Origin of the sequence: Streptomyces tardus, from assembly GCF_018101125.2 — a bacterium.
Taxonomy (GTDB): domain Bacteria; phylum Actinomycetota; class Actinomycetes; order Streptomycetales; family Streptomycetaceae; genus Streptomyces; species Streptomyces tardus.
This window is the reverse complement of the sequence record NZ_JAELVF020000002.1, coordinates 239763-265969: the sequence shown is the minus strand read 5'-3', so window position 1 is coordinate 265969 and position 26207 is coordinate 239763. Positions and strand designations below refer to the sequence as shown.

General features: G+C 69.4%; 15 protein-coding genes and 3 CRISPR repeat arrays (1 of these 18 only partly in view). Of the genes, 9 read left to right on the top strand and 6 right to left on the bottom strand.

Annotated features, from left to right (window positions below):
- Positions 1-33: 33 nt before the first annotated feature.
- The 9 genes from JGS22_RS22045 to cas2 all read left to right on the top strand — a co-directional run bounded on the left by JGS22_RS22045 (position 34) and on the right by cas2 (position 11727).
- Entirely contained in the window at positions 34-399 is a 366-nt protein-coding gene (locus JGS22_RS22045) for a 6-pyruvoyl trahydropterin synthase family protein (protein WP_211041741.1), read from the top strand.
- 177 nt (positions 400-576) lie between these two features.
- Positions 577-3366: a CRISPR direct-repeat array (repeat unit 29 nt; unit sequence GTTGCGAGCCCTCCAGGGCTGATGAGGAC).
- A gap of 354 nt (positions 3367-3720) precedes the next feature.
- A complete protein-coding gene (gene cas6 / locus JGS22_RS22040; protein WP_308405838.1) occupies positions 3721-4398 on the top strand; it encodes a CRISPR-associated endoribonuclease Cas6 in 678 nt (225 codons plus the stop codon).
- Complete coding sequence (locus JGS22_RS22035; RefSeq protein ID WP_308405837.1) at positions 4395-5810, top strand: hypothetical protein; 1416 nt, start codon at positions 4395-4397, stop codon at positions 5808-5810. The genes cas6 and JGS22_RS22035 overlap by 4 nt, the downstream gene beginning before the upstream one ends.
- Positions 5810-6868, top strand: a complete 1059-nt coding sequence (gene cas7i / locus JGS22_RS22030; RefSeq protein ID WP_211041739.1) for a type I-B CRISPR-associated protein Cas7/Cst2/DevR — start codon at positions 5810-5812, stop codon at positions 6866-6868. Before JGS22_RS22035 ends, cas7i begins: the two co-directional genes overlap by 1 nt.
- A 5-nt stretch (positions 6869-6873) precedes the next feature.
- A complete protein-coding gene (gene cas5, locus JGS22_RS22025) occupies positions 6874-7551 on the top strand; it encodes a CRISPR-associated protein Cas5 (protein WP_211041738.1) in 678 nt (225 codons plus the stop codon).
- Positions 7533-9959: a CRISPR-associated helicase Cas3' gene (gene cas3 / locus JGS22_RS22020; RefSeq protein ID WP_211041737.1), complete on the top strand. Its 2427-nt coding sequence runs from the start codon at positions 7533-7535 to the stop codon at positions 9957-9959. Before cas5 ends, cas3 begins: the two co-directional genes overlap by 19 nt.
- Positions 9956-10477, top strand: a complete 522-nt coding sequence (locus tag JGS22_RS22015; RefSeq protein ID WP_211041736.1) for a CRISPR-associated protein Cas4 — start codon at positions 9956-9958, stop codon at positions 10475-10477. Before cas3 ends, JGS22_RS22015 begins: the two co-directional genes overlap by 4 nt.
- Positions 10477-11457, top strand: a complete 981-nt coding sequence (gene cas1b, locus JGS22_RS22010; protein WP_211041735.1) for a type I-B CRISPR-associated endonuclease Cas1b — start codon at positions 10477-10479, stop codon at positions 11455-11457. Before JGS22_RS22015 ends, cas1b begins: the two co-directional genes overlap by 1 nt.
- A gap of 6 nt (positions 11458-11463) precedes the next feature.
- A complete protein-coding gene (gene cas2, locus JGS22_RS22005; RefSeq protein WP_211041750.1) occupies positions 11464-11727 on the top strand; it encodes a CRISPR-associated endonuclease Cas2 in 264 nt (87 codons plus the stop codon).
- A 447-nt stretch (positions 11728-12174) separates the two neighbouring features.
- A CRISPR array of direct repeats spans positions 12175-13993; the repeat unit is 30 nt; unit sequence GTTGCGAGCCCTCCAGGGCTGATGACGGGG.
- Between the two features lie 905 nt (positions 13994-14898).
- On the opposite strand, the gene JGS22_RS22000 is transcribed toward cas2, so the two are convergent.
- The 6 genes from JGS22_RS22000 to JGS22_RS21975 all read right to left on the bottom strand — a co-directional run bounded on the left by JGS22_RS22000 (position 14899) and on the right by JGS22_RS21975 (position 24955).
- Positions 14899-15831, bottom strand: coding sequence for an S-4TM family putative pore-forming effector (locus tag JGS22_RS22000; protein ID WP_268980981.1), 933 nt, complete (start codon positions 15829-15831; stop codon positions 14899-14901).
- 97 nt (positions 15832-15928) lie between these two features.
- Positions 15929-18436: a TIGR03986 family type III CRISPR-associated RAMP protein gene (locus tag JGS22_RS21995; RefSeq protein ID WP_211042121.1), complete on the bottom strand. Its 2508-nt coding sequence runs from the start codon at positions 18434-18436 to the stop codon at positions 15929-15931.
- Positions 18429-19046, bottom strand: a complete 618-nt coding sequence (gene csx19, locus JGS22_RS21990) for a type III-D CRISPR-associated protein Csx19 (protein ID WP_211042120.1) — start codon at positions 19044-19046, stop codon at positions 18429-18431. The genes JGS22_RS21995 and csx19 overlap by 8 nt, the downstream gene beginning before the upstream one ends.
- A complete protein-coding gene (locus tag JGS22_RS21985; protein WP_211042119.1) occupies positions 19043-20710 on the bottom strand; it encodes an RAMP superfamily CRISPR-associated protein in 1668 nt (555 codons plus the stop codon). Before JGS22_RS21985 ends, csx19 begins: the two co-directional genes overlap by 4 nt.
- Before the next feature lie 73 nt (positions 20711-20783).
- Positions 20784-23246: an RAMP superfamily CRISPR-associated protein gene (locus JGS22_RS26875; RefSeq protein WP_211042118.1), complete on the bottom strand. Its 2463-nt coding sequence runs from the start codon at positions 23244-23246 to the stop codon at positions 20784-20786.
- The gene (locus JGS22_RS21975) at positions 23243-24955 is read right to left on the bottom strand and encodes a hypothetical protein (protein ID WP_211042117.1); all 1713 of its coding nucleotides are present in this window, start codon (positions 24953-24955) and stop codon (positions 23243-23245) included. The genes JGS22_RS26875 and JGS22_RS21975 overlap by 4 nt, the downstream gene beginning before the upstream one ends.
- Before the next feature lie 393 nt (positions 24956-25348).
- Positions 25349-26207: direct repeats of the CRISPR family, unit length 29 nt; unit sequence GTTGCGAGCCCTCCAGGGCTGATGACGAC; it runs 30 nt beyond the window's last position.

Below are 26207 nucleotides of genomic sequence, written 5' to 3'. Positions count from 1 at the left end.
AGCCGAAGTCGAGCAGAAGGCGCGAAGCCGGGCATGTACACAATTTCCAAGGAGTTCAATTTCTCAGCCAGCCACGTGCTCGCCCGACTGCCCTCCTGGCATCCGTGCTCCCGGATGCACGGGCACAACTACGTGGTGGTCCTCGAACTCCGCGCCCAGGACGAGCAGTTGTCGGACGTCGGCTTCGTCCGCGACTACCGGGAACTGGGCGTCGTCAAGGCGTGGATCGACGACACCCTGGACCACCGCCACCTCAACGACGCCCTCGGTGACCTCTCGCCCTCCGCAGAGCACCTGGCACGTTGGATCTTCGACCGCTGGATCGGAGAGTTCCCCGAACTGACCGCAGTACGGGTCTCGGAGACGCCGAAGACCTGGGCCGTGTACCAACCCGAGTAGCAGAGCCCGCCCCGCTTTCCACCCGGCCGACCGCGCCGGCGCCGTCGACGGTGCTGACCATGCCCTCGACGACGGCCCGGCCCCCGCGTGAAGGCCGCTCCGTCGAAAGCAGGCCGACCCCCTCCAGGGCTGACGAGGACGCATTGGCGAACCCCTGAGCCAGTGCCTGCAGCGGGTGTTGCGAGCCCTCGAGGGCTGATGAGGACGCAGAACACACTGGTAACCCGCGCTCTGGAGGCCCTGTTGCGAGCCCTCCAGGGCTGATGAGGACGCGGACGGGGACGACCTGAAGTGGTCGCAGGAGCGGAGTTGCGAGCCCTCCAGGGCTGATGAGGACCCAGGCACGCATTCCGCGCGCCTCCCGACCCCCACCGTTGCGAGCCCTCCAGGGCTGATGAGGACTGGCCAAGTACGGCTACACCGTCGACCAGGCCCTCGGTTGCGAGCCCTCCAGGGCTGATGAGGACCACCGCGGAGCAGAAGCTGCCCGCCTACCGGTGAAGTTGCGAGCCCTCCAGGGCTGATGAGGACCGCCACACCTACGGACCCGACACCTACGCCAGCCGTGAGCTTTGCGAGCCCTCCAGGGCTGATGAGGACCGCTGGCGCGGCCGGCTTCGATGAGGCCGATTGACGGCGTTGCGAGCCCTCCAGGGCTGATGAGGACGCTCCGGCGGTCGACGATCAGCCGGCTCCTTTCCTGGTTGCGAGCCCTCCAGGGCTGATGAGGACGCTACTTCCACCAGCGCAACATCAACTACCCGCTCTCGTTGCGAGCCCTCCAGGGCTGATGAGGACGTTGCTGAGGGACGATGGCGCAACCTACTACGCCATGTTGCGAGCCCTCCAGGGCTGATGAGGACTGGGTCCTGCGCGAGCAAGTGTCCCTGCCCGCCGCGCGTTGCGAGCCCTCCAGGGCTGATGAGGACAGGACTTGACCGTCCACTTGCCGTCCAGCCGCACGTGGTTGCGAGCCCTCCAGGGCTGATGAGGACTGGAACGGGAGGTGCACGCCGCCCTCCGGCTGCCGCGTTGCGAGCCCTCCAGGGCTGATGAGGACCCACACGAGCGACGCGAAACTCGCCAAGCAGGGCGTGTTGCGAGCCCTCCAGGGCTGATGAGGACCCCCACCGCAGGGGCAAGGGCTTCGCCCACTCGCTTCGCTGTTGCGAGCCCTCCAGGGCTGATGAGGACCGGCCTCGCCATCAGCGCCGCCACGCACTACGTCGCGTTGCGAGCCCTCCAGGGCTGATGAGGACCGAAGTGGAAGGCGGCGGCGGAGAACGCGGCGGAGCGCTGTTGCGAGCCCTCCAGGGCTGATGAGGACTGCCATGAACTCAGCGTCCACGTCCAGACAGCTCAGGTTGCGAGCCCTCCAGGGCTGATGAGGACCGGCGAGCGCCTGGCCGACGGCCCCGCTGTACCCACGTTGCGAGCCCTCCAGGGCTGATGAGGACGCCTGAGGACTACACCGACGACGACCCCGAGTTCATGTTGCGAGCCCTCCAGGGCTGATGAGGACGTCGCCGCCCGGTTCGCGTACTCGTACCTGACGTGGGAGTTGCGAGCCCTCCAGGGCTGATGAGGACCCGCATGGCCGCCGACATGGACCGCGTCGCCTACCACGTGTTGCGAGCCCTCCAGGGCTGATGAGGACACGATGAGCAGCAGGGGAGCGACCGCGTGAACGGGTTGCGAGCCCTCCAGGGCTGATGAGGACGCGACGCCAACCCAGTCGCCCTTGAGCGCGGACCCGCGTTGCGAGCCCTCCAGGGCTGATGAGGACTCGCCGCGCGCCTCGCGAACACGCTCGGACACCCAGGGTTGCGAGCCCTCCAGGGCTGATGAGGACCCCGTCCGACCACCCCGAGCGCTCGTCCTCCTCCTGTTGCGAGCCCTCCAGGGCTGATGAGGACCCGACCAGGCCGCCGCCCTGCGCACCACCGCGGCGGCGTTGCGAGCCCTCCAGGGCTGATGAGGACGAGCGACGCCCGGTAGGTGATCTGACCGGCGATCTGGTTGCGAGCCCTCCAGGGCTGATGAGGACGGAGTGCCGTTATGGCCACCACAGTACCCACCCCCGCGTTGCGAGCCCTCCAGGGCTGATGAGGACGATGCAGATGGAGCTCGGGATCATCCGCAGCTACGAGTTGCGAGCCCTCCAGGGCTGATGAGGACAAGGGGGAGGAGCGGCCCGACCCGATCATGGTGTCGGAGTTGCGAGCCCTCCAGGGCTGATGAGGACAGGGCTGGTCGGACGGCCCCGATGCGGCCCTGTCGTGTTGCGAGCCCTCCAGGGCTGATGAGGACCCCCTCGGCGGCGTCCGGGTCGAGGCCCTCCCGCTGTTGCGAGCCCTCCAGGGCTGATGAGGACTCGGTGTCGTGTGGTCGTTCGCTTCGGCCATGTCCGCGTTGCGAGCCCTCCAGGGCTGATGAGGACGCGACATGTACGTCCCGCTGGGGTGGAGGGCGCTCGCGTTGCGAGCCCTCCAGGGCTGATGAGGACTACCTGACCCGCGGCGGACGCTGGATCGAGCACGTGTTGCGAGCCCTCCAGGGCTGATGAGGACGTCGGAGAGATTACCGATACGAGCCCCGGGGGCAGTAATCGCGTTGCGAGCCCTCCAGGGCTGATGAGGACGTCCTGTCGGTGAGGTAGGGAAAACCGATGGGGAGCGGGTTGCGAGCCCTCCAGGGCTGATGAGGACGTGGGCAAGGAACCCCTTATGGATGTCCAGCCATTGTTGCGAGCCCTCCAGGGCTGATGAGGACGACGCCACGGCGCCGCGCTCGGCGGTGTGCCAGTGTTGCGAGCCCTCCAGGGCTGATGAGGACGCTGCAGGAGCGCACAGGGCTGGGCCGGAGCACGCTGTTGCGAGCCCTCCAGGGCTGATGAGGACGCGCGTACAGGGCCGGCAGTCGTCTACCGCCGCCAGGTGTTGCGAGCCCTCCAGGGCTGATGAGGACCCGAGGGTAAAGCTGCTGGTCGGGGTGGTCTTGGGGTGGGCTGCCGGGTCGGTTTTTGCAGCGTTCTGGCGGTAGTGCATCAGTGCAGGTCAGAGTGGTGGGCTGGTTCGGGTGTTGACGTTCCTGAGCCATTGTCAGTGGCACCGGCTAGCTTACGAGCTCAGCACGGTGAGGGCGGGCGGTCGGCTGAGGTGACGGCATTCGGTCACGCACAGTGATGTTTCTGGCTATTTATGCGTTCTCATCACCTTTGTTCCCCTGTCGCAATACAGTGCTTCGCAGCCCTTGAGGTCTATGTGCGAGGGCTCAACTGTCGCTGAACCAGCAAGACTTGGGAGTGGGATGCGGGTCAGGGTGGACGTCGACGCGAACGTTCCGAGCTTGCCGTGGAACGAAGTCCACGGTCCGGCTCGGGGCGTGGTCTATGACCTGATCGGCAGCCAGAATCGTGAACTGGCACAGTCGTTGCACGACACGGGGTGGAAGGGCCAGCCTCTCAAGCCGCTGGGAACGACGAGCCCGCAGTTCAAGGGCGCTCCGAGGAAGAACGGCGTATACACGACGTCGCGGGATGGGGCGTTGTGGTTCGGCTCGCCGGTTCCGGAGATCGCGGCGGCGTTGATTGCCGCCCTGGCCACCCGGTCCGAGCTTGTGTGGGGCTCTGCTCGTCTCGGCATCCGGGGATTCGCTGTTGATGTCTCCGCGCCGGCGGGGGACGGGCCGGTGGAGCTTGGTACGGCCACGCCTGTGATCGTCAAGCACGAGAACCGCTATCTCCTGCCGGGAGACGCGCACTATCTCGAGCGGCTGCAGCACAACCTGACGCACAAGGCGGACGTTCTCGGGCTTCCGGCGCCTACTGGGCTTCAGGTTCTGGAGAGCGGACCGCGGCGGCGTTTCAGTGTGCGGGGAGCACCTCGTATCGGTGCTCAGGTGCGGGTCGCGATGGAGGCTGACGCACGCTTCGTGGACGGTCTGCGGTCGTGGGGGTTGGGGCTGGACACTGTTCAGGGCTTCGGGTGGATTCGGTGAGCGGGGTGAAGGAGGCGGTGGCGCCGCTGTCGTTGACGAGTCATCCGCTGCAACGTGCAGGGGCCTGGGCCGTGGCGGTGCTTGCTGACAGACCTGCGCCGCAGGGCGCCACGAGCGGCGATTTGGACGCTGTGGTCTCGCGGCTGGTGGCTGATGTCGTGAACGCGGCCTCAGCCGGGAAGGGGACTGCCGCTTACGACTGGTGGAAGGTGCTCTTCGCGCTCTACCCGAACTCCAAGGCCACCCACAGCAAACGGTCTCGCGACCGCGCCGTGCTGGAAGTGAGCATCGCCGAGATGTTCGCGCCTGAGCTCGCAGGAGAGCCGGAGCGACCCTGTACGTTCTGTGGGGCCGCAGCGACCGCCGTATGGGCGAAATCCACACTTCCCCTGTTCGACACCAACAAGGCACTGAACACCCTGCCGCCGGGTGTGCCGGGCTGGCCAGTGTGCCGAGGCTGTCGTATCGCGATGTGGGCCCTGCCGTACGGCGCGTGGGTGACGGTGGGATCGGCCACGGTGCTCTCGTGCGAAGTCGGCGCGGCGGAGCGGGAATTCGCGGAGCGCAATGTGCGCAACGCACAACGTGTGATGCAGCTCGGTTTCGGCGGGCTCCCTCCGGGGGCGCGCGCGGAGCAAGTCGCTGCCCACGCACTGCGCTCGCTGCAGCCGCTGCTGCCGGCCGCCGCCACGTTGTGGAGCTTCAAGAACGACAACCAAGATCCCTGGCTGCGGGTGACCCAGACCCGTCGGGCTGTTCCTCTTTTCCTGGCCAGGGTCGATGGGAACGCCGAACTCCGCCTGGGGTGGCTGTTGTTGCAACGGTCTTTGACGCGCCGCGACAAGAACGGCCAGGTGACCACAAGTGGGCCCGCCGAGGCGGCGCGACTGTTGTTCGAAGCTGAGGACGGACGCAGCAGGTCACTGATTTCGCAACTTCACTATCTCCTGCAAGATCCTGATCGTGCATGGCGGGCAAGGGATCGAGCCGCCCTCAGCCGGCTTGCTTTCACCTATGCCGAGGAGGTTCTGGGTATGAAGACCGATCTGAAGCCCGTAGCGACAGTGATCGCGGACTGGATCGAACACGGCAGCGGAAGCCCGCGCGGGCGCCTGGCCGAATACCGGTCGGTCGCACTCAACGACTACAGGCTGGGCGCCTTGCTGCTGCAGGCGCACTTTCGCCTGACGCTTGACGGGCGGGAAGTGGGGGCCCAGCCGCAGCACTGGGAACCGTTGATTCAGCAACGGCCTCGCGCCTGGGAGCAGCGAATGCTGCTGGCGGCGCACGTACTGGAGCTTCTGCGGGAGCGCGGCGTAGCGGTGAACGACAAGGCAGAGGAAGAAGTGGACGACCCGGTTGAGCAGTTGTTGCAGAAATCGGTGTTCGACGACGAGATGGGACCGGCGTAATGGCCTACCTGGCGGGGAAGATGGTGCTCGCAGTTGAGGCGGGCGCGCCCAACAACGGCAAGGGGGAGGAGACCACATCGCGGGTGAAGTTCGCGAGGATCCGCGGGCGGAAGTACCCGTATGTCTCCGCCCAGGCCGTTCGGCGGTGGACCCGGGACGGCATGGTCGAACTCGGCTCCGTACCTTCACCGGTCACCCGGGTGGGGAAAGCGCAGAACAAGGCGCAGAAAGCCAACACCGAGGCTGATCCGGTGCGTTACGCCGACGACGACCTCTTCGGGTACATGCGGGCGGGCGCGAAGAAGGACGACGCGGCCACGACGTTGCGCGACAGCCCGTTCATGCTGGGAACCCTCATGTCGGTCGAAGCGGCCCCTCCCACGGAGGACTTCGGTGTCATGTCGCGAGGTGTCTCGGAACCGGTCCTGCACGGGCACGAGTTCTACACGGCGGACCTCGCAGCTCCTTTCCTGCTCGATATGCCTCGGATCGGGACGTTCACGCTCCCCAACAGCAACGGGGTGGGCAGGCCCAACTACCTGGACGAGAACCAGGCCCTCCAGCTGGCTGAGGCGGCGAAGGTCGGTGCCACGGCGACCACGTTCCGCGACCAGCCGGCTGTGCGGTTGCCGATCGAGGAACGCCGCTCTCGTGCGGCAGTCCTGTTGGAAGCCCTGGCACATCTCAGCGGCGGGGCCAAACAGGCTCTGCACTACGGGGACCGGGTGCCTTCGCTGATCGTGATGGTCCCCTTCAAGGGAGGCATCAACCCGCTCGCTCACTGCCTCGATGGCGAAGACGGCATGGGAGTTCGACTGCGTGGTGACGTACTGCGGCGAGAGCTTGAAGCGTGGGACGGCGAGTGGGAGGCGCCGGTCCGCGTTGGCTGGCGCCCCGGCTTTCGTGACGTGATGCGTGAGGACTTCGAGAAGGAGTGTGCGGAGGAGATCGAAGCGGGGACCATCGTCATCGACCACCCCCGCACGATCCTGCGCAGGCTGGCCGCTGACATGCGTGAGGGGCAGCTCGACGCGTGGTTCGACGACCCCGCCCGGTGAGTTCGATGGCACCAGAATCCGTTCATGCTTGGCGAGCTCAGTTCTGGGCGCCTGTCGCCTCGTTTCGCGATCCGCTCTTCCCCGGCCTCACCCGTGGGTTGCCGGTCCCACCGCCCTCCACGGTTCGAGGGCTACTGGCTGCCGCTACCGGAGAAGTGGCGGAACCACTCCCGCTGGGTATCGCTGCGTGGGCCGAAGGCGGAGGCGTGGACGCCGAGACGTACCACCCGATCTCCGCGGACGGTTCAAATCCCGCTGTCGCAGGGCGAGTTCGTGGAGTGAAGGGAGGCATGACGATTCGGGACCGTCCGTTCCTCGCCTTCGTACACCTGACGGTCTGGTTGCCCGGGGAGGAAGGGGCGAGGGTCGCGCGGGCTCTGCGACGCCCTCGCTGGCCGCTGCGTCTGGGGCGTTCACAGGACCTCGTCCACCCCCTCCGCGTGGATGCCGTCACCCTGCGCCCTGCCGAGAGCGCACACGTGGGCCACGCGGTGGCACCGACGGCGAGCCATGACGTCCCGTCTGCGACGGTCCACCGTATGGCGGCCAGCGTCTCCGTCGACCGCCTCAGCACCCGCTGGGCCGACTACTTGTGGTGTGACGACACGGACACCGGAGAATCTCCGGTCCGCGGCGCACACCGGGACGAGAACGGACAGGCAGTGTGGCTTCTGACTCCTTAGACCGCCCGGCAACGCCCCATGGGCTCACCGGTATCCGTGCCAAGTCCACTCCCAAGCAAGACCCAGAGCGCCTGACCACGCACTCACGGATCGTTCACCAAGCGGTGGGGCAGATCGAGGAACGCGTCGCCTCGGCCGGCATCCTGGCCACCGAACCCGCCTTCTGGACCCGTGTGCGCCTCGCTGCGCTCCTCCACGACACAGGCAAGATCGCCGAAGGCTTCCAGGAGCAGATCCGCCCGGGCGGTCAGCGGTGGGGTGAGCGACACGAGGTGCTCTCCCTGGCATACGTCGACATCTTCGCGCTCGCAGCAAGCTGGACGGACCAGGACCGGCTGATGGTGGCGACGCTCGTCGCCACCCACCACCGTGCCCTGCACCCTTCGTACGGCAGCGCCACCGGGAGCAAACTCAGCCTGGCGCAGATGTACAACCAGCGCACCAACTGGCCTGAGGCCTTCACCAGCACGCCTCGGTCCGGCGGCGACCAGACCCAGGTGCCCCGGCGGCGACACTGCGAGCTGGTGGCCTGGCTGTCCGGCGCACTCGGTACCGATCCGCCACCTGAACCTCAGGACGCCCCCACCCTGGCCGAACGCTCCCGCCGACTCCTTGAACACCTCCTCGACGTGTGGCGCAGCCCGGTCAAGGCGAACCACGGTCTTCTCGCGGTCCTCGCGCAGGGGGCGCTGACGCTCGCCGACCACGCAGGCTCCGCACACGAACGCCTGCAGACCCACATACCCCTGCCCTTCGACTACCTCGAGCGGCTGGCGTACGTGCCGTACGAGCATCAGCGCCACGCAGCAGAGGCCGACAGCCACCTCGTACTGGTCGCCCCGACCGGAAGTGGCAAGACGGAAGCCGGACTTGCCTGGGCCGCACGCCGGCTGGCGGTGATGCCTGGCTTGCCACGAGTGGTCTGGACGCTGCCCTACCGCGCATCCCTCAACGCCGTTCGTCGCCGCTTCGAGCGTGATCTCATCGCAGCTCCTGGCGACGACGTTCCCGACATCGGTCTTCTGCACGGGACAGTCGCCCACACCCTGCTCAACCAGGCCGTGGAAGACGATTGCCCGTCGTCAGACTCCGGCGAGGAGCAGCGTGCCGCCCCGAGCGCGACCATGGCCCGACAGGCTCGTGCCCGTGCCAACGCCATGCGGCTCTTCACCCAACGCCTGCGGGTGGCCACACCTCACCAGCTTCTGCGAGCCGCCATCGCCGGACCTGCCCACTCCTCCACCCTCCTGGAACAAGCCAACTCCCTGTTCGTCCTGGACGAGTTGCACGCGTACGAGCCGGCGACATTCGGGCGCCTGTGTGCGGCAATGGCCCTGTGGGAGCGGCTCGGAAGTCGCACCGCTGTCCTCTCGGCGACGCTCGCGCCGCCGATGGTGGACCTGATCGACGACAGCCTGAAGCAACGGGTGACGATCCACCGTGCACCACAGGGCACCAGCCCGGTCCGTCACCGCCTCGTACTCGACGAAGACGCGCTCACCTCTCCGTCCAGCGTCGACCGGCTGCGTTCCTGGCTGGGGGAGGGCCACAGCGTCCTTGCGGTCACCAACACCGTTGCCGTGGCGCAGCAGCTGTTCACGGAGCTGTCCCGCACAGCCCGGGAAGGCCAGCCGGCTGACCCCTACGCGGCCTTGCTGCTTCACTCCCGCTTCAAGAATCGGGACCGCGACGCCATCGAGAGCAACCTGCTGACCCGCCACCCCGAGCGCCGGGCAAAGGAGAAGCCGCGCCGTGGTGGTCTTGTCGTCGCGACGCAGACCGTCGAAGTCTCGCTCCAACTCGACTTCGACAGAGGGGCGGTGGAGGTCGCTCCGATCGAGGCTGTCGCCCAGCGAGCGGGCCGGGTCAACCGACGCGGACGGCACCCCGACGGTGCTGTCGAATTCCGAGTACACCGCGGCGACAGCCATCGTCCGTACGAGGCTGCCGCCGTCGATGCCGCATGGCTGGCGCTCAACACACTGGTGAAGGAGGGCATCGAAACCCTCTCCGAGCACGACATCGACCGGCTTCTCCAGATCGCGTACGACACGGCCTGGGGACAGAAGTGGGCAGACGAAGCACGTGACGCTCGCGACGCCTTCGCCACGACCTTCCTCACCTTCACCGACCCGTTCCACGACCGAACCGAGTTCGCCGAAAAGCTCAGCGAGCAGTTCGACGGCGTCGACGTGTTGCACAGCGAAGATGTCGACGAGTACCGCGAACTCAACGATTCCAAGGGTGATCCGCTGCTCGCCGTCGGGCTGCTGATCCCACTGAGCCGGGGCCTACTCGCCAGGTACAACGCACGATTCGACCGCACTCTGAATGTCCACGTCATCGATGGCGAGTACGACGCACCGATGGGCCTTCGCCCTCCGCCGGAACCGGAGACCATCCTGTGACGCCGCCCGACAACAACCCGGCCGACGAGGCTGCCCAACTCGGCGGCATCCACATCAAGTACTTCCACCACTGCCCGCGCCAACTGTGGCTGTACGCCCGCGGCTACCGGCCCGAACAGCGCAGTGAGCTCGTGGCCTTCGGCGAAGTCGTCGACGACACCACCTTCACGCGTCGTCGCGACGTCGACCTCGGGGAGGCAAAAATCGACTGGGTGACCGCGGGAGCGATTGTCCACGAGACCAAGTCCTCGCGTGCGCCCTCACCTTCGCACGCTGCCCAGGTCCGCCATTACTGCCTCCTGCTGGAACGCCGCGGCGTCTCCGTTCGTGGTGGGACCGTCCACTACCCGCTGATACGTCGCACCACCGATGTCCCCTGGGGCGCCGACGCACGCGCCGAAGCCGAAACCTCCGAAGAACAAGCTCGTGCCGTCATCGCCGCAGCTGAAGCACCAGCGCGACTCAAACGCTCGGCCTGCCGCGGATGTTCGTATCTCGACTACTGCTGGGGAGACTGATGCCGGCCGTCGGCCGCACCTACTGGTTGACCGAACCCTGCCGAATCCGCCGCGAGGACAACAGCGTCCGCATCGAGCGCCACGACGGCACCCCGGTCCGCATTCCCGTCACAGACATCCGCGATGTCGTCGCCTTCGATCACGTCGACGTCAACACCTCAGCGCTCTCCCTCCTCAGCCGCAACGGTGTGACCCTCCATGTGCTGGACCACTACGGCAACCACGCCGGGCACTTCGCACCGTCGGACAGCATGGCCTCGGCGAGCGTCGTCCGACGGCAGGTCCTCGCCACCGCGGACGACGAGGGACGCGCCCACATCGGACGTTCCCTCGTCCTCGCAACGGCGGAGAACCTGCGCTGGGCCCTGGACACAGACCTTCTCGACGCTGCCCTGGCCACCCTGCGAGCCGCGCTCCCGCAGGCCGCGACCAGCGAGGAAATCATGGGCCAGGAAGGCAACTTCCGACGGACCGGCTGGGCAGTCCTGGACACCCAACTGCCGGCCTGGCTGAGACTGAACGGTCGAACCCGCCGACCACCCACCAACGCCGGCAACGCCTTCATCAGCTACCTCAACGCACTCGTCTACGCCCGCGTGCTGACCGCCCTGCGCACCACGCCCCTGCACCCCGCCATCGGATTCCTCCACTCCGACACCGACCGGCGCCGCAACACCCTCGCCCTCGACCTGGCCGAGCCCTTCAAACCTCTCTTCGCCGAACGTCTCCTCAAGCGAGCCGCAAGTCAGAAGAGCCTGAAGCCGTCCGACTTCGAGACCGAGGTGGGCAGGGCCTCGCTGAGCAAGGACGGCCGCAAGAAGGTCGCGGCCCTGATGAAGGAGGAACTGGCCACCTCCGTTCACCACCGCAAACTCAAGCGCAAGGTCAGCTACGAGGAACTGATCCACCTCGAAGCCCTCAAGATCGTCCGGATGTGCCTCGAGGGCAGCCCCTACAAGCCGTTCCGCCCGTGGTGGTGATCAACGATCTTCGTCATCCTCGTCTACGACACGGCCGTCGAACGAAACCCCAAAGTGCTGAAGACGTGCCGCAAGTACCTGCACTGGACACAGCGGAGCGTCTTCCAGGGCGAACTCTCCACCGCCCAGTACCGCGCCCTGACGGCAGCCCTGAACGCCGTCATCGACCCCACCCACGACAGCATCGTGACCTACCGGACCAGGTCACCCGACCTGGTCGAAACCGCCACTCTCGGCATAGACCTCGGAGGCCCCGGCGACATCCTGTGACGCCGCCGGCGCCGCGCTTCTTACTCAAGGACGCCTCAGCAAGCACCGCAGCTTGGCCGACCTGGCTTCATGGCGGCCCCTCCCACGGCTGGTCGAGCCTGCGGTCGGTCACCGCCGCGGGTCTGGCGTGCTCTGGAACTCTCTGCCAATACGTCGATCAGTAGACAGCGGTAGTCGAGAAGGGGACGGGGCCGCCCTTAGCCGGGCGCGGACCCGTTCAACTACCTGGGGGCGACTCGGATTTCTGCGAGCCGGAGCGATCCCTCCAGGGCTGATGACGGGATGCGGGAGGTCCGCGACCGCGGCCTGGTCGCCGCGCTGCGGGCCGTCCAGGGCTGATGACGGGGCGGGGGCTGGGTGCAGGCCCGGTACGTACACCTGTGTTGCGAGCCCTCCAGGGGCTGATGACGGGCGCTCGCTCAGCACCTGGCGAGGTGGAGCGCTTCGAGTTGCGAGCCTTCCAGGGCTGATGACGGGGACTGCTGCACGCGCCCCCACCCCGCGTTGTACCCGGGTTGCGAGCCCTCCAGGGCTGATGACGGGGGACGACCAACACCCCGGCCCGCGCCCACCCGAGCAGTTGCGAGCCCTCCAGGGCTGATGACGGGGGAGCAGAACCGAGAGGGCGGCCGCGAACCCTCTACGCGTTGCGAGCCCTCCAGGGCTGATGACGGGTTGGTCAGCGTGGACCCCCGCGGGTGAATCGCTGGAGTTGCGAGCCCTCCAGGGCTGATGACGGGAAGGCGTCCGAGGGGGACGCGCAGCGGCTCGTGATCATGTTGCGAGCCCTCCAGGGCTGATGACGGGGTCGGGGCAGGCGGCGACGGCGGCCCGCAGCCCGGGTTGCGAGCCCTCCAGGGCTGATGACGGGTACGGGGCCGGGGCCACGTCTGCGGCGGTCACCACGTTGCGAGCCCTCCAGGGCTGATGACGGGCGGTGACCGCAGGAAAGGCGCTCGCTCACCTCCAGACGTTGCGAGCCCTCCAGGGCTGATGACGGGCTGGTGATCGCCGACACCGAGCGCGGCCCGGTCATCGTGTTGCGAGCCCTCCAGGGCTGATGACGGGCTGGCGGGTCGGGCAGACTCTGCGGCGAGCCAGCAGGTTGCGAGCCCTCCAGGGCTGATGACGGGTCGTGCTGAGCGGCCATCTGCCGCACCGCCGGACGCACGTTGCGAGCCCTCCAGGGCTGATGACGGGGAGGCGAACGAGAGCGGTGCGTGCATGCGATGCGGGGGTTGCGAGCCCTCCAGGGCTGATGACGGGGGCCCACGCAGGGCCATGCGGTCCACCGCGCGTTCGGGTTGCGAGCCCTCCAGGGCTGATGACGGGGGAGGGGCACGCGGGCGACCTGCGGCGGCTCACCGGTTGCGAGCCCTCCAGGGCTGATGACGGGGACCGGGGTAACCCTTTGGCCGGTCCTCGCCGTGCGGGTTGCGAGCCCTCCAGGGCTGATGACGGGGGAGAGACCAGCAGGACGGCAGGCGCCCGCGAACTCGCGTTGCGAGCCCTCCAGGGCTGATGACGGGGAGGGCGGCGGCCGTCTCCCAGCCGTGGTGCCATGTGCTGTGTTGCGAGCCCTCCAGGGCTGATGACGGGGCCGGGCACCGGATGAGGATCTCTGGTGACGAGCAACGCGCGTTGCGAGCCCTCCAGGGCTGATGACGGGGAGTGAATGATGAGTCGATACAAAATGCGGCTGAATCGGTTGCGAGCCCTCCAGGGCTGATGACGGGGCAGTCGCGGGCCGGCTGGGCCGGCCCGGACAGCAGGTGTTGCGAGCCCTCCAGGGCTGATGACGGGGAGTTCACCGAACGCGGCAACAAGCTCACCGTCTCCCTGTTGCGAGCCCTCCAGGGCTGATGACGGGGCGGCGGCGACAACCAGCGGGTCTACCTGCTGCTGACGTTGCGAGCCCTCCAGGGCTGATGACGGGGCATTCGGCGGGCAGTACCCACCGCTCGCCCCACATGCGTTGCGAGCCCTCCAGGGCTGATGACGGGGGCCGCCCGGAAGAACTCCTGACGTCACCCACCCAGTTGCGAGCCCTCCAGGGCTGATGACGGGGTGGGCGAGCGGGGAGCGTCCCCCAGCCGGTACAGCGAGTTGCGAGCCCTCCAGGGCTGATGACGGGGGTCGACGCTGCCGGCGGCGGGGCCGCCCGGTTCGCGTTGCGAGCCCTCCAGGGCTGATGACGGGGCACCCTCGACGAGATGGACAACATCGCCAGCATCCTGTTGCGAGCCCTCCAGGGCTGATGACGGGGGCGAGGGTAAAGTCGCTGGTCAGGGGTGGTCTCCTGGTGGTCGGCGGGTGGATTGGTGCAGCGTTCCGGCGGTAGTGCATCAATGCAGGTCAAAGCGTCGGCTCGAGTGCTCGCCCTGTGGGAGGAACGAAGACAGTTGTTCTGGACAGCGTACTGAGTCAGCACCTTGAGTGGACGTGGACGGCAGCGAGCCGAACTCCGGTGGTGGGTCATCCCGTGACACTGTTTCTCGCCGTTCAAGTGTTCTCACTACCTTGTCGTTGTGCCGGAGATCGGTGTTCGCAGCGCTCCTCGCTTTCTGTGCGAGGGAGTAACAGCCCCTGAAGCAACTGGGCTTGGGAGCGCAATGCGGGTCAGAGCAGATGTCGACACGGACAATGCGAGCTTGTACTGGGCACGAGAGCAATGGCCAACTCGACGGGTCGCCCACGACCTGATCGGTACCCAGGATTGTGAGTTGGCAGAGTCGGTTTCACGACAGCGGATGAGAAAGGCAAGCCGTTTACGACACTTGGCGCCAGGAGCCCACAGTACAAGGGCGGCCCGAGGAGGAACGGCGTCTGTACGACTTCGCACGATGGGTCGGCTGGTGGTTCACCGGTCCCAGTGATTGCGCCGGGCGTTGATCGTCGCGGCTGTCCGTCCCGAGGTGGCCGGAGCACTGGTTGCCTCAGCATTCGCGGGTTCACTGTTGACGTTCCAACGTGGTCGGCCGACGAGTCGAGCTTCGTACTGTGACCCTGTAATCCTCGTGCGCGAGCGCGCAGTTGCCATCTGACGGAAGGCGAGCTCTGCCTCGAGCCGCTGCGGCACAACCTGGGTACAACGCGGACATGTTCCGAGCGCCGACGCCTACGGGGCTTCAGATACTTAACGAGCGGCCAGGACGTGTGCTGGGGGCGGGGTCAGGGTGAGGGAGGGCGGTTGAACTCCTCTTGGAGGTCGTGCATCCGGGCGATGGCGGCTGCGCTGTTCTGGGAGCGGAGTCGGTCGTGGACCCGGGAGGGGACGGGAGGTTGGTGGGCGCGGCGGTTGAAGATTCCGTCCTGGATTTCGCGGCAGTCGGCGGCAGTGATGTGACGCCCGTTGGCGCGTTGCTCGAGGAGTTCGTCGACGCTCTCTTCGAGTTGCTCCTGGGCACGGGCGGCTTCGGTGTGGCGGCGGGCCAGGTCCGAGAGGTTGAGCAGGGCGGGGGTGAGGGGTACGGCGAGTTGGACGAGGCACTGCTGGAGGGTGAGGTTCCGAACGGTGGCGAGAGTGAGTGCGGCAAGGACGGTCACGGTGAGTACTGCCCCGAGCAGGCGGACGTAGCTGCGGTGGTTGCGGCGGCTGTGGATGAGGTTCTGCGTCTGGCAGGAGAGAACGTCGTTGGGCCAGGGCACGTTCGGGACTTGCTCGTACCAGTCGTGGTCCTTGTGGACAGTGGTATGGGTGCGGGAGCGGACCTGTTCGCGGGCGAGGCGTAGGGGGCCGGACAGGGAGGCGTTCCAGGGCAGGGTGAACAGGGTGGTGTCGTAGAGCTCGTTGCGCTGGACGCCCTGGAGGTGGGCGTTGCGCTGCCAGGTGTCGAGGGCGGTACGTGCCAGAAGGAGCCAGAGGACGGCGGCGACGGCCAGTGCGCCGGAGGCGCCCGGCGAGAACACCAGAAGAACGGGCGCGAGCAGGGCCAGACAGACGGCGCCGGCAGTCTGGACGGCGCGGATGTGCTCGGCCCGGTCATAGGCGACCCGGGTGGCGGCGCGAGCCTGCAACATGTCCGGTTGCTGCTGGTGTTCGGCTATCGGCCTGTGTTCGGGCGGCGGTTGAGGGGGCGGCGGGTTGGTCGGCCGGGTGGGCATGGCGGGCGCTCCGGAGGTCGGCTGGTGACGTTGACGTTCACGTTGGCGTTGGCGCTGGCGTTCACGTTCACCTTGGCGTTGAGGTGCAAGGGGGACGTCAGTGGCCCCCGCCGGGGTGGAGGGGCAGGTTCGGTTCGTGCCAGATGGGGAGGCTGAGGCCGCGGCCCTTCTTTGGCTTGTCATTCCTGGAGCGCTCGTTGGCGGTGAACCAGGCGTAGTTGTTGCCGTCGGGATCGGGTGCGACGGCTTGCCCGTCTCCGGAGTCCGCGACGTACGTTCGGGGGTAGTGGACGGCGGTGCCGGACGGGCCGGCGCTGGTGGCGAGGAACGCGGCGAGGTGCGGGGCCCGGTCCGCCGCCGGGGCGCCGTAGGTCCTTTCCACGTCGGCCTCGAAGGCTTCGCAGGCGTGGGCGAGCGCGGACCGCGCGTTGTCCATGGGCTGGTCGGACTCACGGCCGAGGCTGCGGTAGGCGGTACGCCACTGCTGCTCGGTGCGGAGGTCGAGGGTGCCTTCCGGGTCGATGTCGAGGCGGACGCTGCCGAAGCCGAGGGGCTTGCCGAGGCCGAGGCGGTGACAGTGGCCGTCGGGGAGCCGCAACAGCCAGATGAGGGCGCCCAGTTCGACTGCGGTGAGGTCGGAGACGGAGAGAGTGAAGGTGGCGGACGAGCCCGGGGTGATCCAGCCTCGGACGGAGCGGTTCTGCTTGTCGCGCTGGGGCCGGCCGTTCTGGTCCGGCCGGCGGTACTCCTGGAACCGCAGGGTGCTGTCGGGCTGTTGTGTGCGGTCGGTGGTCGGGTCGTCCCAGTAGCCGTCGGGCAGGTCGCGGTGGTGCCAGTACGCTTTGCGGCCGCGTGGGCGCTGGTTCTTGGTGTACCACGTGTCCTTGGACGCGCCATCGGGGAGCGGGGTCGTACCGTCGGGGCCGTTGCCGAGGTAGAAGCGGGCCTGCTGGGGCTTGGGTCCGCTGAGGATGGCCAGAGGTACGCCGTCCTTGCCGAAATCGGCCGGGACGAAGCCTGCGGTGTCGACCGGGCCGATTCTCAGACGACCGCGTTCGGCGCCGTGGCCGGACTGGTTGACCCAGCCGAACACCCGTTCGGCCGGGGTGAGTTCGGCGCGCGAGGTGGCGGGGCGCAGGCTCGGGTCGAGCAACTCGGCGGGTGCAAGGGGGAAGAGCTTGCGGGCGATCATGACGGGGTAGACGCCCTGCACGGTGCGTCCGCCCGGCGCCATGCGGGCATAGCAGAGGGAGCCGGGGCGGAGGGTGAGCCAGGAGTCGTCGTACTGGTGAGGGCTCCAGGCGGTACGTCCGGGTTCCGGCCCGAGATGGGCGTCCGGCTCGACCCGTTGCCCCTGTCTGTCGGTGCGCTCGTACAGTTCCGCAGCGCGGTGGGCGGCCCGGTAGTTGCGGATGGTCCCGTCCCACTGGTTCCTGAGCGCTTGGGTCAGCGGTGTCGACTGCTCTGGGGCGGCCGCGAAGAAGAGCCGTTCGTCGTGCTTGCCGTTGATGTTGCGGTTGGTGAGGCAGGCCCAGCCGCGGACGGCTTTGAGCTCGCCGGTCGGTTCGTGCCACGACGTGCCGGAGCGATGACTGGAGCTCTGTGCCGGCGCAGGTCGGTCGGGGAGCGGGCTGCCGGCCGGGGCGAGAGTGCGGACGCGCCAGTAGTCGAAGTCGCGCTTGTACTGTCTGTTGTCCCGGTTCCGTTTCCAGTGCCTGATGCGTTCCACCCACGCTTCGTACGCGTTGCCGTGGGCGGGGTCCTGTCCGCCGGTGTCGGTGACGGGCAGCGCCGGACCGGGGTACCGGGGCAGCCAGGCGGCGTGCAACGGGGGCCACTGGTCGGCCTGGCCGCCGGGCTGGGTGTGGCCGAGCGGGGTGTCGCCGGGCAGCAGGATCAGCTGCCGGCCGTCGTCGCTGACCCGGGCCGGGACCATGTGCTGGGCCTCCGCCGCGGGCATGCGAACGGCGAGCCGCTCGTCGTGGCCGGTGAAGACGCCCATACGGGAGTTGGTGACAGCTTCGTATGCGGCGCGGAGCATGCCCTTGACGGTGGTCACGGGCAGGTGGGGGCGGCCGTCGCGGCGAAGCAGCGGGTAGGTGAGGTGTCCGTTGTCCGCCTGGTCGGCGCGGGAGGGGTCGAGGAGAAGCAGCGGTGTGACCACGGTCAGGCGTACGGGGATCCGGCCGGTGAAGTGGCCTTCGTGCAGCCGGTCCTGGGCAGGGGGCGGGCCTTCGCCCAAGGTGCCGTCAGAGCCGTCAGAGCCGTCAGAGCCGTCAGAGCCGTCAGAGCCGTCAGACCGGACGGGGCGCGGGGCGGCGGGCAGGAAGGTGTACGGGTTGACGAACGCGTCCACCGAGACGCGGCGGGGCTTCGGGGTGGCAGCGGTGCCGGTCGGGCGGACGTCCTTCGCCTTTCCGCTGAACCATCGGAACTCGACGCGGAGGCCGTCGAGTTCCGATGGGGCACGGCCGGCCAGAGCCGGGCCCAGGTCGTACTCCGGGTTGACCTTGCGCCGACTCTTGGGGGCGACGTCGCGGATGACCCGGAGCTGCTGATCGGCTTCGTTCCACCGCAGAACACCGGTTTCGGTCTGCTCAGACATCGTGCTCCCTTTCGGGGACGGGGCCGGCTGCCGCCTCGGGGTCTGGCGGCTCTGCCGGCTCAAGGCGCAGCAGGCGTTCCTCCGCCACGTGGGCGTTGCCGTGTCGCGGCTCGACGCAGACGTACTCGCGGGCGGCCAGGCGCAGCCGTTGGCCGTCGGGAGGCGGTGGCGCGGGAACGTGGAGGCTGCCGATGCGCGGGGTGCGCAGGACGGTCCAGTCGCCGTCCGACGTGCGTATCGGCTTCGGGGCCGGGGTGCCCCAGAGCAGGTAGTGCGCCGGCAGCGTCTGGAGCGCGTGCAGTTCGGGAAGGGGGCTGCCGAACTCGGCGGGCAGGGCGTCCGGTTCCTCGCTGAGCAGGACGCACTGGGTGTCCTGGCCGGCGAAGGTCAGCCAGCGCAGTTCGCGGTGGCCGTCGAAGACCCGTGCTTCGAAGACCGTGTCCAGCGGTGCGGGGGCGCCCGTGTGGGTGCGGCAGCGGCCCTGGCTGAAGCGGGCGACCCGGAAGTCCTGCGGAGAGCAGAGCAGCGCGGTGGCCTCGGTGAAGCCGGCGCGTTCCAGGGCTTCGACGAGTGGGACAGCGGGGCAGGCCCGGCCGTACAGGGTGGTCATACGGCGGCTCCGTCCAGGTAGGTGCTCCAGGCGTCGGTGAGGCGGCCGGTCTCCTCGCCGAGCAGGAAGGCGTCGAGTTCCACGGGCGTCCCGCCGCTGGGGTCGTCGTCGGGGAAGGTCAGCAGGATCTCGTCCACCGCCACGTCGCCCATCCCGCGGTGGGTGCTGCCGCCCAGGGGCAGGCGGCCCGCCTTGAGGTCGCGCAGGACGAGCAGCAGCAGCGCCAACGCGGCGTCGGGCACCTCTGGTTGACCGGTTTCGGGGCCCGTGGTGGTGGCGTGGGCCGCCGCGTGGCCGGCCAGACGGCGGAGGTCGACGGTGAGCGTGATCGGCGACCAGGTCAGACCGTGTGGTTCGAGGACGCTGTACAACAGGCCGTCCGCCGCGCCGCCGGTCCAGCGGTCGATGGCCACGTGGTCGGCGCGTTCCAGTCCGTACTCGCGCAGCCGCACCAGAGCAGCAGCGGCGTCCGGCTGGTGGGCCAGGTCCCAGAGCTCCGCGGGGATCTCGCTCTCCGCGTGGCAGTCGTCCACCAGCAGCGCCCCGCGACCCCGTCCGCGGTCCCCCTTGTGCCGCGGTGCTGAGCCGAACAGAGCCCGAACGGCGGGCAGTTGGTCGAGCTGTTCACGAAAGGCGGCGCTTCCGGAGGTGTCGTGCCGGGTGGCCTCGGTGTCCGCGGCGGGGGCGTCCGTGCCGCGTGCGGTGCGTTCGATGTGCTCGGCGCGGGAGCGCAGGGCGCCCTTGAGGGAGGTACCGGGCAGGACCAGCGTCACCGTTTCGCCGTCGTCCCCGGGGCCTCCCGGGCCGGCCGTGGTGAGTGGCAAGGTGTCGACGGTGAGGCCGTCGACCCCGGACCGCACCATGACCGGCGCGAGGGGCCGCCAGCTCACCCGGATCTCCAGGTGCCGGGCCGCCGCCTGCGGCGTTTCCGTTCCGTGGTCCCGTATCCAACGGTCGGCGGTGTGGTGTTCGCTGTCGCCGCGCAGGACGGCGAACAGGCCCCGGGGGGAGTCGAGTTGCTCTGTGTGGACCGTGGTGCGGTCGGCTGCGAGGCGGGTGCGGCCCAGGCCGCGGGTGACGGCCGCGCCCAGCCGAAGCTGCCCGGCGGCGAGGAGCGCGAGGAGCCGGGCGAGGTACGCACTGTCGTCGCCGGCGTTCCGGGCGTCGCTGCGCAGGTCGAGTTCCAGCCGGAGCCAGACGCCGCGGGGGATGACCGAGCGGGTGAAGAGGATGCCCTGGGCGGCAGCGCCGTGGCGGCGGTCGATACCCACCGACGTGCGCGACTCCAGCCGGGCCGGGCTCAGCGGGCGCGCCGGAAGCCCCTCCCCGTCCAACTCCGGTCCGGCTGCCACGAGTGCGTCCCCGACCACGATGCGGGAGACCGCGCCGTCCTGGCCGCCCTGTTCCGCCCAACCCCACCGGTGGTTGGCCGCTTCGTCGCGCGGCCCGTCACCCCCGGCCGGATCGGCGTGCAGCAGTGAACGCAGCGCTCCCGCCAGGCTGCTGCCCGGCACACAGAGTCTTCCGCGGCCGTCCACCGCCGTGGCCAGGGTCGCGTTGGGGTCCCGACCGGAGTCGCCGATGTGCAGTGCGCTCTGCGTGCGCAGCCATCCGGCGACGCGGAGCCGCACCACCGAGCCGGCCGCGCCGTTGTGCTGAATCATCCGTCCTCGCTCTCCGCCGTGCTCAACTGCCAGGTGATGCCGAGGTGTGGCCTCGTAGTCGGGAGCCGCGCGCTCAGCTGTCCGCGCCAACGCCGGGGACTTCCTGAGTGCGACGCTGCGCGGTCAGGCAGTCCTCCACCACCATCCGCACGGCGACCGGCCACAGCCGGACCCGGGACGCCGCTGCCCGGTCCGGGGAGGCTGTCAGCTGGTCCTCGGGCAACCGCAGCAGCTCCCACACCCGTCCCGGCTCGCCGAGCAGCCGCGTCACCGCCTCCACCACCGCGTCCGGCCAGGGACGGCGGCGCTGCTCGCCGGGCACCCGACACAGGCGCTCCAGCCACGCCGACGCCGCCGGGTCCGAGGGGCCGCTCAGATGGGAGATCAGGGTGAGCAGACCGGCCAGCTGCGAGGCGCGGACGCCGCCGTGGTCGGGCCCGAGCACCGCGTCGCGGTCCTGCTCTGCGAGGACGGGGCTGCGCCGGCTCAACGCCTCGCGCCACGCAGCGTCTTCCAGGACTGCGAGCGCCAGGAGCGCCGCCCCGTCGGCCTCGTCGCGCTCAACTTCCGCCTCGAGCCCAGACGTTGACGGTCCGGACCCGTTGCAGGTCGGGGCACCGGGCTCTCCCGCCGTGGCGGGTCGGCCCTGCGTTTGGAGAGCGCTGAACGTGGCGCGGAGCAGCGGGTCGTCGATGGTGAGCTGGCCGAAGCCCTCCGCGCGGCGCAGCCCCAGGCCGTCGCACTCCACCCGCCCGACCGCCTGCACGGTGACGGTGCCGGCGACCACTTCGAACGTCAGGCAGCTGCCCGCCCGCAGCCCCAGCACGGAGATCTGGGGCAGGCCCCAGCGGGTGTGCCACGAATCGCCGCGGCTCACCTCGCTGAACCGGACACCCCCGGCAGCGCCGCCACCCTCGGCAGCGCCTGTGTTGCGGGGCCGCTCCTGCGGCTCGTCCGGCACCGCGGCCAGGGTCACGCCGAGCGCTGTCCCCAGATGGCGGGCCACGTCCTGGGGCCGGGTGCTCTGGCGCAGCCGTTCGTCGGGGACGAGGAGATCCGACAGCAGCCAGACCCGCAGCCGTTCGCCTGGCCCCCGTTCGGCGAACTGTCGTGCGGGGCCGCCGCGTTGACTGGGCGCGACGGTCGCGGTCACGTCGGTCAGCCCGTAGCCGTCCTTTCGCGAGCGTCCCAACCGCCAGGTTCCCGACAGTCGCTCCTGCCAGCCGGCAGGAAGCAGCCCGGCCGGCAGACGCACCTGCGCGCGGAGCACCGTGCCCGCGGCGATCGCCTGATAGGTGTAGAGACCGCCGACCTCCTCGACCGGACGTTGCAGGGCGTCGTCAACGGTGTTGTGGGTGAGCTGGGTGTAGCCACAGGCCCCGCGCTCGGGCGGCCGTCCCGGACTGTGGGGGCCCACGTACCCGCTCCCGTCCGGGTACTCGACAGCCTCGGTGGGCAGCTCCTGCAGCAGGTTGACCGGTCGCCCCGGGACCTGTTTCGTCCGTGCGAGGGCCAGCGGCTCCGGCCGCCCTGCCGCGCCGTCGACCTCGACGGTCGCGTCGGTGATCACAAGCCGGCCGCCGCGTGCCGCCGCAGCCAGCTCGGCCGATCCCAGCTTCTCCAGCACGGCGGGGAGCAGCCGACGGCCCGCCACCCGGCCCGCGCTGCGCACGGAGTTGCCGACCGTGCGCTCGTGGGCCACCAGCGGTCGGCGCACGACCAGACGCAGCTCTGCCGCCTCCCACTCCTCGTCAACGTCCGTCCGGTGCGGCGCCACGGGCAACACCTCGGGCGCAGCGCCCGGATCCGGCAGCGGCGGAGCTGCCCTGCCCTCGAGCCATCGCCAGTCGGCCGGAAGGCCCGCCACCTCAAGCCGGCACCGCCCTGCCCCGCGACGACGCTTGCCGCCCAGAGCCTCAAGCAGCCGTGCGCCCGCGTCGAGCAGCGCACCCGCACAAGCCCACTGCTCCTCGCTCAACACCGCGCCGGACACGTTCAGTTCGGCCTGGCCGCTCAGATCCACGCCGCCCCGGGCCCGCTCCTCCATCCGCAACAGCTCGTCCTCGGCCCGCCCGCTGATCGGGTCGATCACCACTCCGGGCCGGATGTACACCGCGGCCGACGCCAACAGCGGCCGTCCGCGGACCGACTCCCGCACCACAGGCGGATAGTGCAGGCTGTCCACCCACAGCGCCGCCGGACGCGGCGGCCCGAGCGTTCCGTCCCCGGACACCACCCCGCGCTCCTGCAACACCGGTTGGCTGCCGAAGAGAAACTCCACCCACGCCTGCCATGCGGACCCCGACCCGCTGCCGTCCAGCGCCCGGGCTGCCTTCTCGCAGGCATCCCGCCACACCCCGACCAGCGTCTTCGCCGGAACGAACGGCAGCCCGTCGTCGTCCCGCTGCACACCACGGTCCACGCTGCCGTGCCGCCCGGCCCCGGAGCCGATCTGCCAGTCGCCCAGCATGTGCGCTGTCACGCGCAGCGGCACGGATTCGGCCGGTCGGCCGGCGATGTTCGGCGTCTGCGTCATGCTCGGCTCCCCGTGCCCGGGACCAGTGTGGCGTCGCCCGCTTCCGGCACGAAGCCCACGGCGTTCATCGCGTCCAGGAGTCCGCAGATCCAGCGCCCGCGGTCCGGTTCCTCCTGCCAGAACAGGCTGCCCCCGTCCCCGCCGATGCGGTCCAGCCCCCGTCCGTCGTACCGAGCGTGCAGACCGGCGAACAGCGCGTCCGCCACCTGCGGCCCGGCGAACAGCGACTCGCGCAGGCCGTGCATCTGCGACGTCGGCAGCAGCCGCTCCGCGTCCTCGCCCCGCGCGGTCAGCGCCGTCACCCGGTCCACCAGATCCCCCCACCGGCGCCCGCGCACCCACGGAACCGCCGGTACCCGGTCACCGACCACATACGGCTGTGCCACCAGCCGAGTCCCCTGGCCGTCACGGTCACCGCGGGGATCGGCGACGAACGCTGTCTCCGCGCGCAGCCGAGCGAGGTCGGGCCGGGTGCTGTCGTAGAGCACATGGAAGGAGACTGCTGAACACGGCCCGGGCACCTGCCCCTTGACCTGCTTCGCCTCCCGCAGCAGCGCGTACGCCAACTCCTGCGCGCCCACGAACGGGAAGTGCCGCTTCACCACCGCCACCCCGGCGCACGCCGACAGCCGCACCTCGTCGGCCGGGCCTTCGGACTGCGAGCCGACCGACCCGGAGCCGTCGAAGTCCGCTCGGCCCGCCTCGGCGAACCGGCGCAACGGGCCCGCCACCGCCTCGCGCTCACCGGTGAGCCGCTCAAAGGCACGCAGATACGCCTCCGTGAACGAGAGCGACCAGGCGCCGTCGCACAGCGCCACCATGTCGTCCCCACCGAGGATCAGCGGCAGCACCGGCACGCTCCCGCATTTCAACGCCGCGCCACGCGCCTCCAGTTCGGACACCGCGCTCGCGAACGCCTCCCGGGTACACGCCTGCAGACCCGCGGAGAACGCTCGGAAGGTGTCCGCGTACCCCCGGTTCGGCGCACCCGGCACGCACCGGTCGAACGCGCCGAAGACCTGCCCCAGTCCGTTGCCGTCGGCGTACACCGTGCCGACCCACTCCGCCCGGTCGTTCAGGTGCTCCACCACGTCCCTGAGCGGCCCCGGGCTCGTCCCCGCCAGCTCCGCCAGCCGCTGCAGCCCCAGCTCCTCGCCCTGCCTGCCGTAGGCCCACCACTTCGCCACCCCCTCGGCCGAACGCGCCTCCACCGAACCGTCCGGCAGGCGCAGCAACCGTGCGGCCGGCAGCCCGGTCGCCCGGCAGTAGTCCACCGGAGGCAGCCGCTGGAACCGCGCGTCCGGACCGGGCAACGCCGTGCGGACCGACGCCAGTTCACGCCCGGACCCGGCTATCGCCTCGTGCAGCGCCCCAGGACGCTCCCAGTCGAACCCCGCGCTGACGACACCGCACACCTCCAGCCCCGGAGCCTCCCGCAACGCGCGCCCGGCCACCGCCGTCACCAGCCGACGAGCCGCCTCCGCGTCACGCACCAGCACGTTCGCCGTACCCGCTCCGGTCTCCAGCAGCTCGACGGGCTGTTCCTCGATCCGCCACCCGTCGCCGCACTCCGCGCCGAAAACCTCCTCCAGCGCTTCTCGCACCCATCGACGGTCCAGATACGTGATCAGCTCCGACGCGCCGGCGATCTCCCGCCGCTTGCCCGTCACGAACATGAACCGCGTGATGTTCCACGCTTCGAACGACACCAAGCAGACCTGCACGGCCCCCCCAACCAGCTCTGTCTCCCGCCTCGGCCTCCGCGGCCCCGGCCACCAACGTCCAGTGACCCGAAGCGAGGCACCTGACCCCCAGTCAGGCAGCATACGAGCCGCACCACTTACGTCGCGCGCAAATCACGAAACCGCCGAGCGCCAGCCGATCGCCGGCGATGCGCAGCGACGCCAACGGCCGTGCACCGCAGACGAATTGAGCGTCGGTTGGTGGGCCTTCCCTCTCCGGCCGCAGCGGGCTACGCCCGGATGACCCGGGCGAGCGCCTTCATGTCGTGGCGCAGGAGCGGATGTTGCCGCTACCCACAGAACCCTCCAGGGCTGATGACGACACCAGAAGTTCTGCTACAGCGCCGACGCGAAGATCACGTTGCGAGCCCTCCAGGGCTGATGACGACGCGCGCACCGCCGCCGACCACGCCGCCCGCACCGGCGCGTTGCGAGCCCTCCAGGGCTGATGACGACAGGGGAAATACCGTGGGCAGAGCGCAGCTGGATATGGGTTGCGAGCCCTCCAGGGCTGATGACGACAACATCACCGTGTACGAGCGCTTCCGCAACGCCAAGGTTGCGAGCCCTCCAGGGCTGATGACGACCGGCCGGCCAAGAGATCACCAGCGTCACGCTCACCCCGCGGGTTGCGAGCCCTCCAGGGGTGATGACGACGCTCTCACCACAGAGAGAGATCACGACGCATGTACATCGTTGCGAGCCCTCCAGGGCTGATGACGACCCGGTACCGGGTGTGTGCGTCTCGGGCGGAGGCGCCGCGGTTGCGAGCCCTCCAGGGCTGATGACGACACCTCGCACGGCTCCAGGATGCGCGGCGTGCGCTCGCGTTGCGAGCCCTCCAGGGCTGATGACGACGGGACGGTCAACCGGCCGTTGCCGCATCCGAAGTGTTGCGAGCCCTCCAGGGCTGATGACGACCTGGCGGCTCGCTCTCGTCGCTCTCGGACACCAGCGAGTTGCGAGCCCTCCAGGGCTGATGACGACTGGCGAGGCGGGCCGAGCAAGCAGCGTCCGCCCGTGTTGCGAGCCCTCCAGGGCTGATGACGACGCACTCGTTCATGTACGTCGGCTCCGTCTCGCAGATGTTGCGAGCCCTCCAGGGCTGATGACGACGATCAGGGGCCCTGATCTCGCGGTGACCAGACGAGGTTGCGAGCCCTCCAGGGCTGATGACGACCACCGGGCAGCGGCCGGTGCGCACAGCGGCGACAGCGCG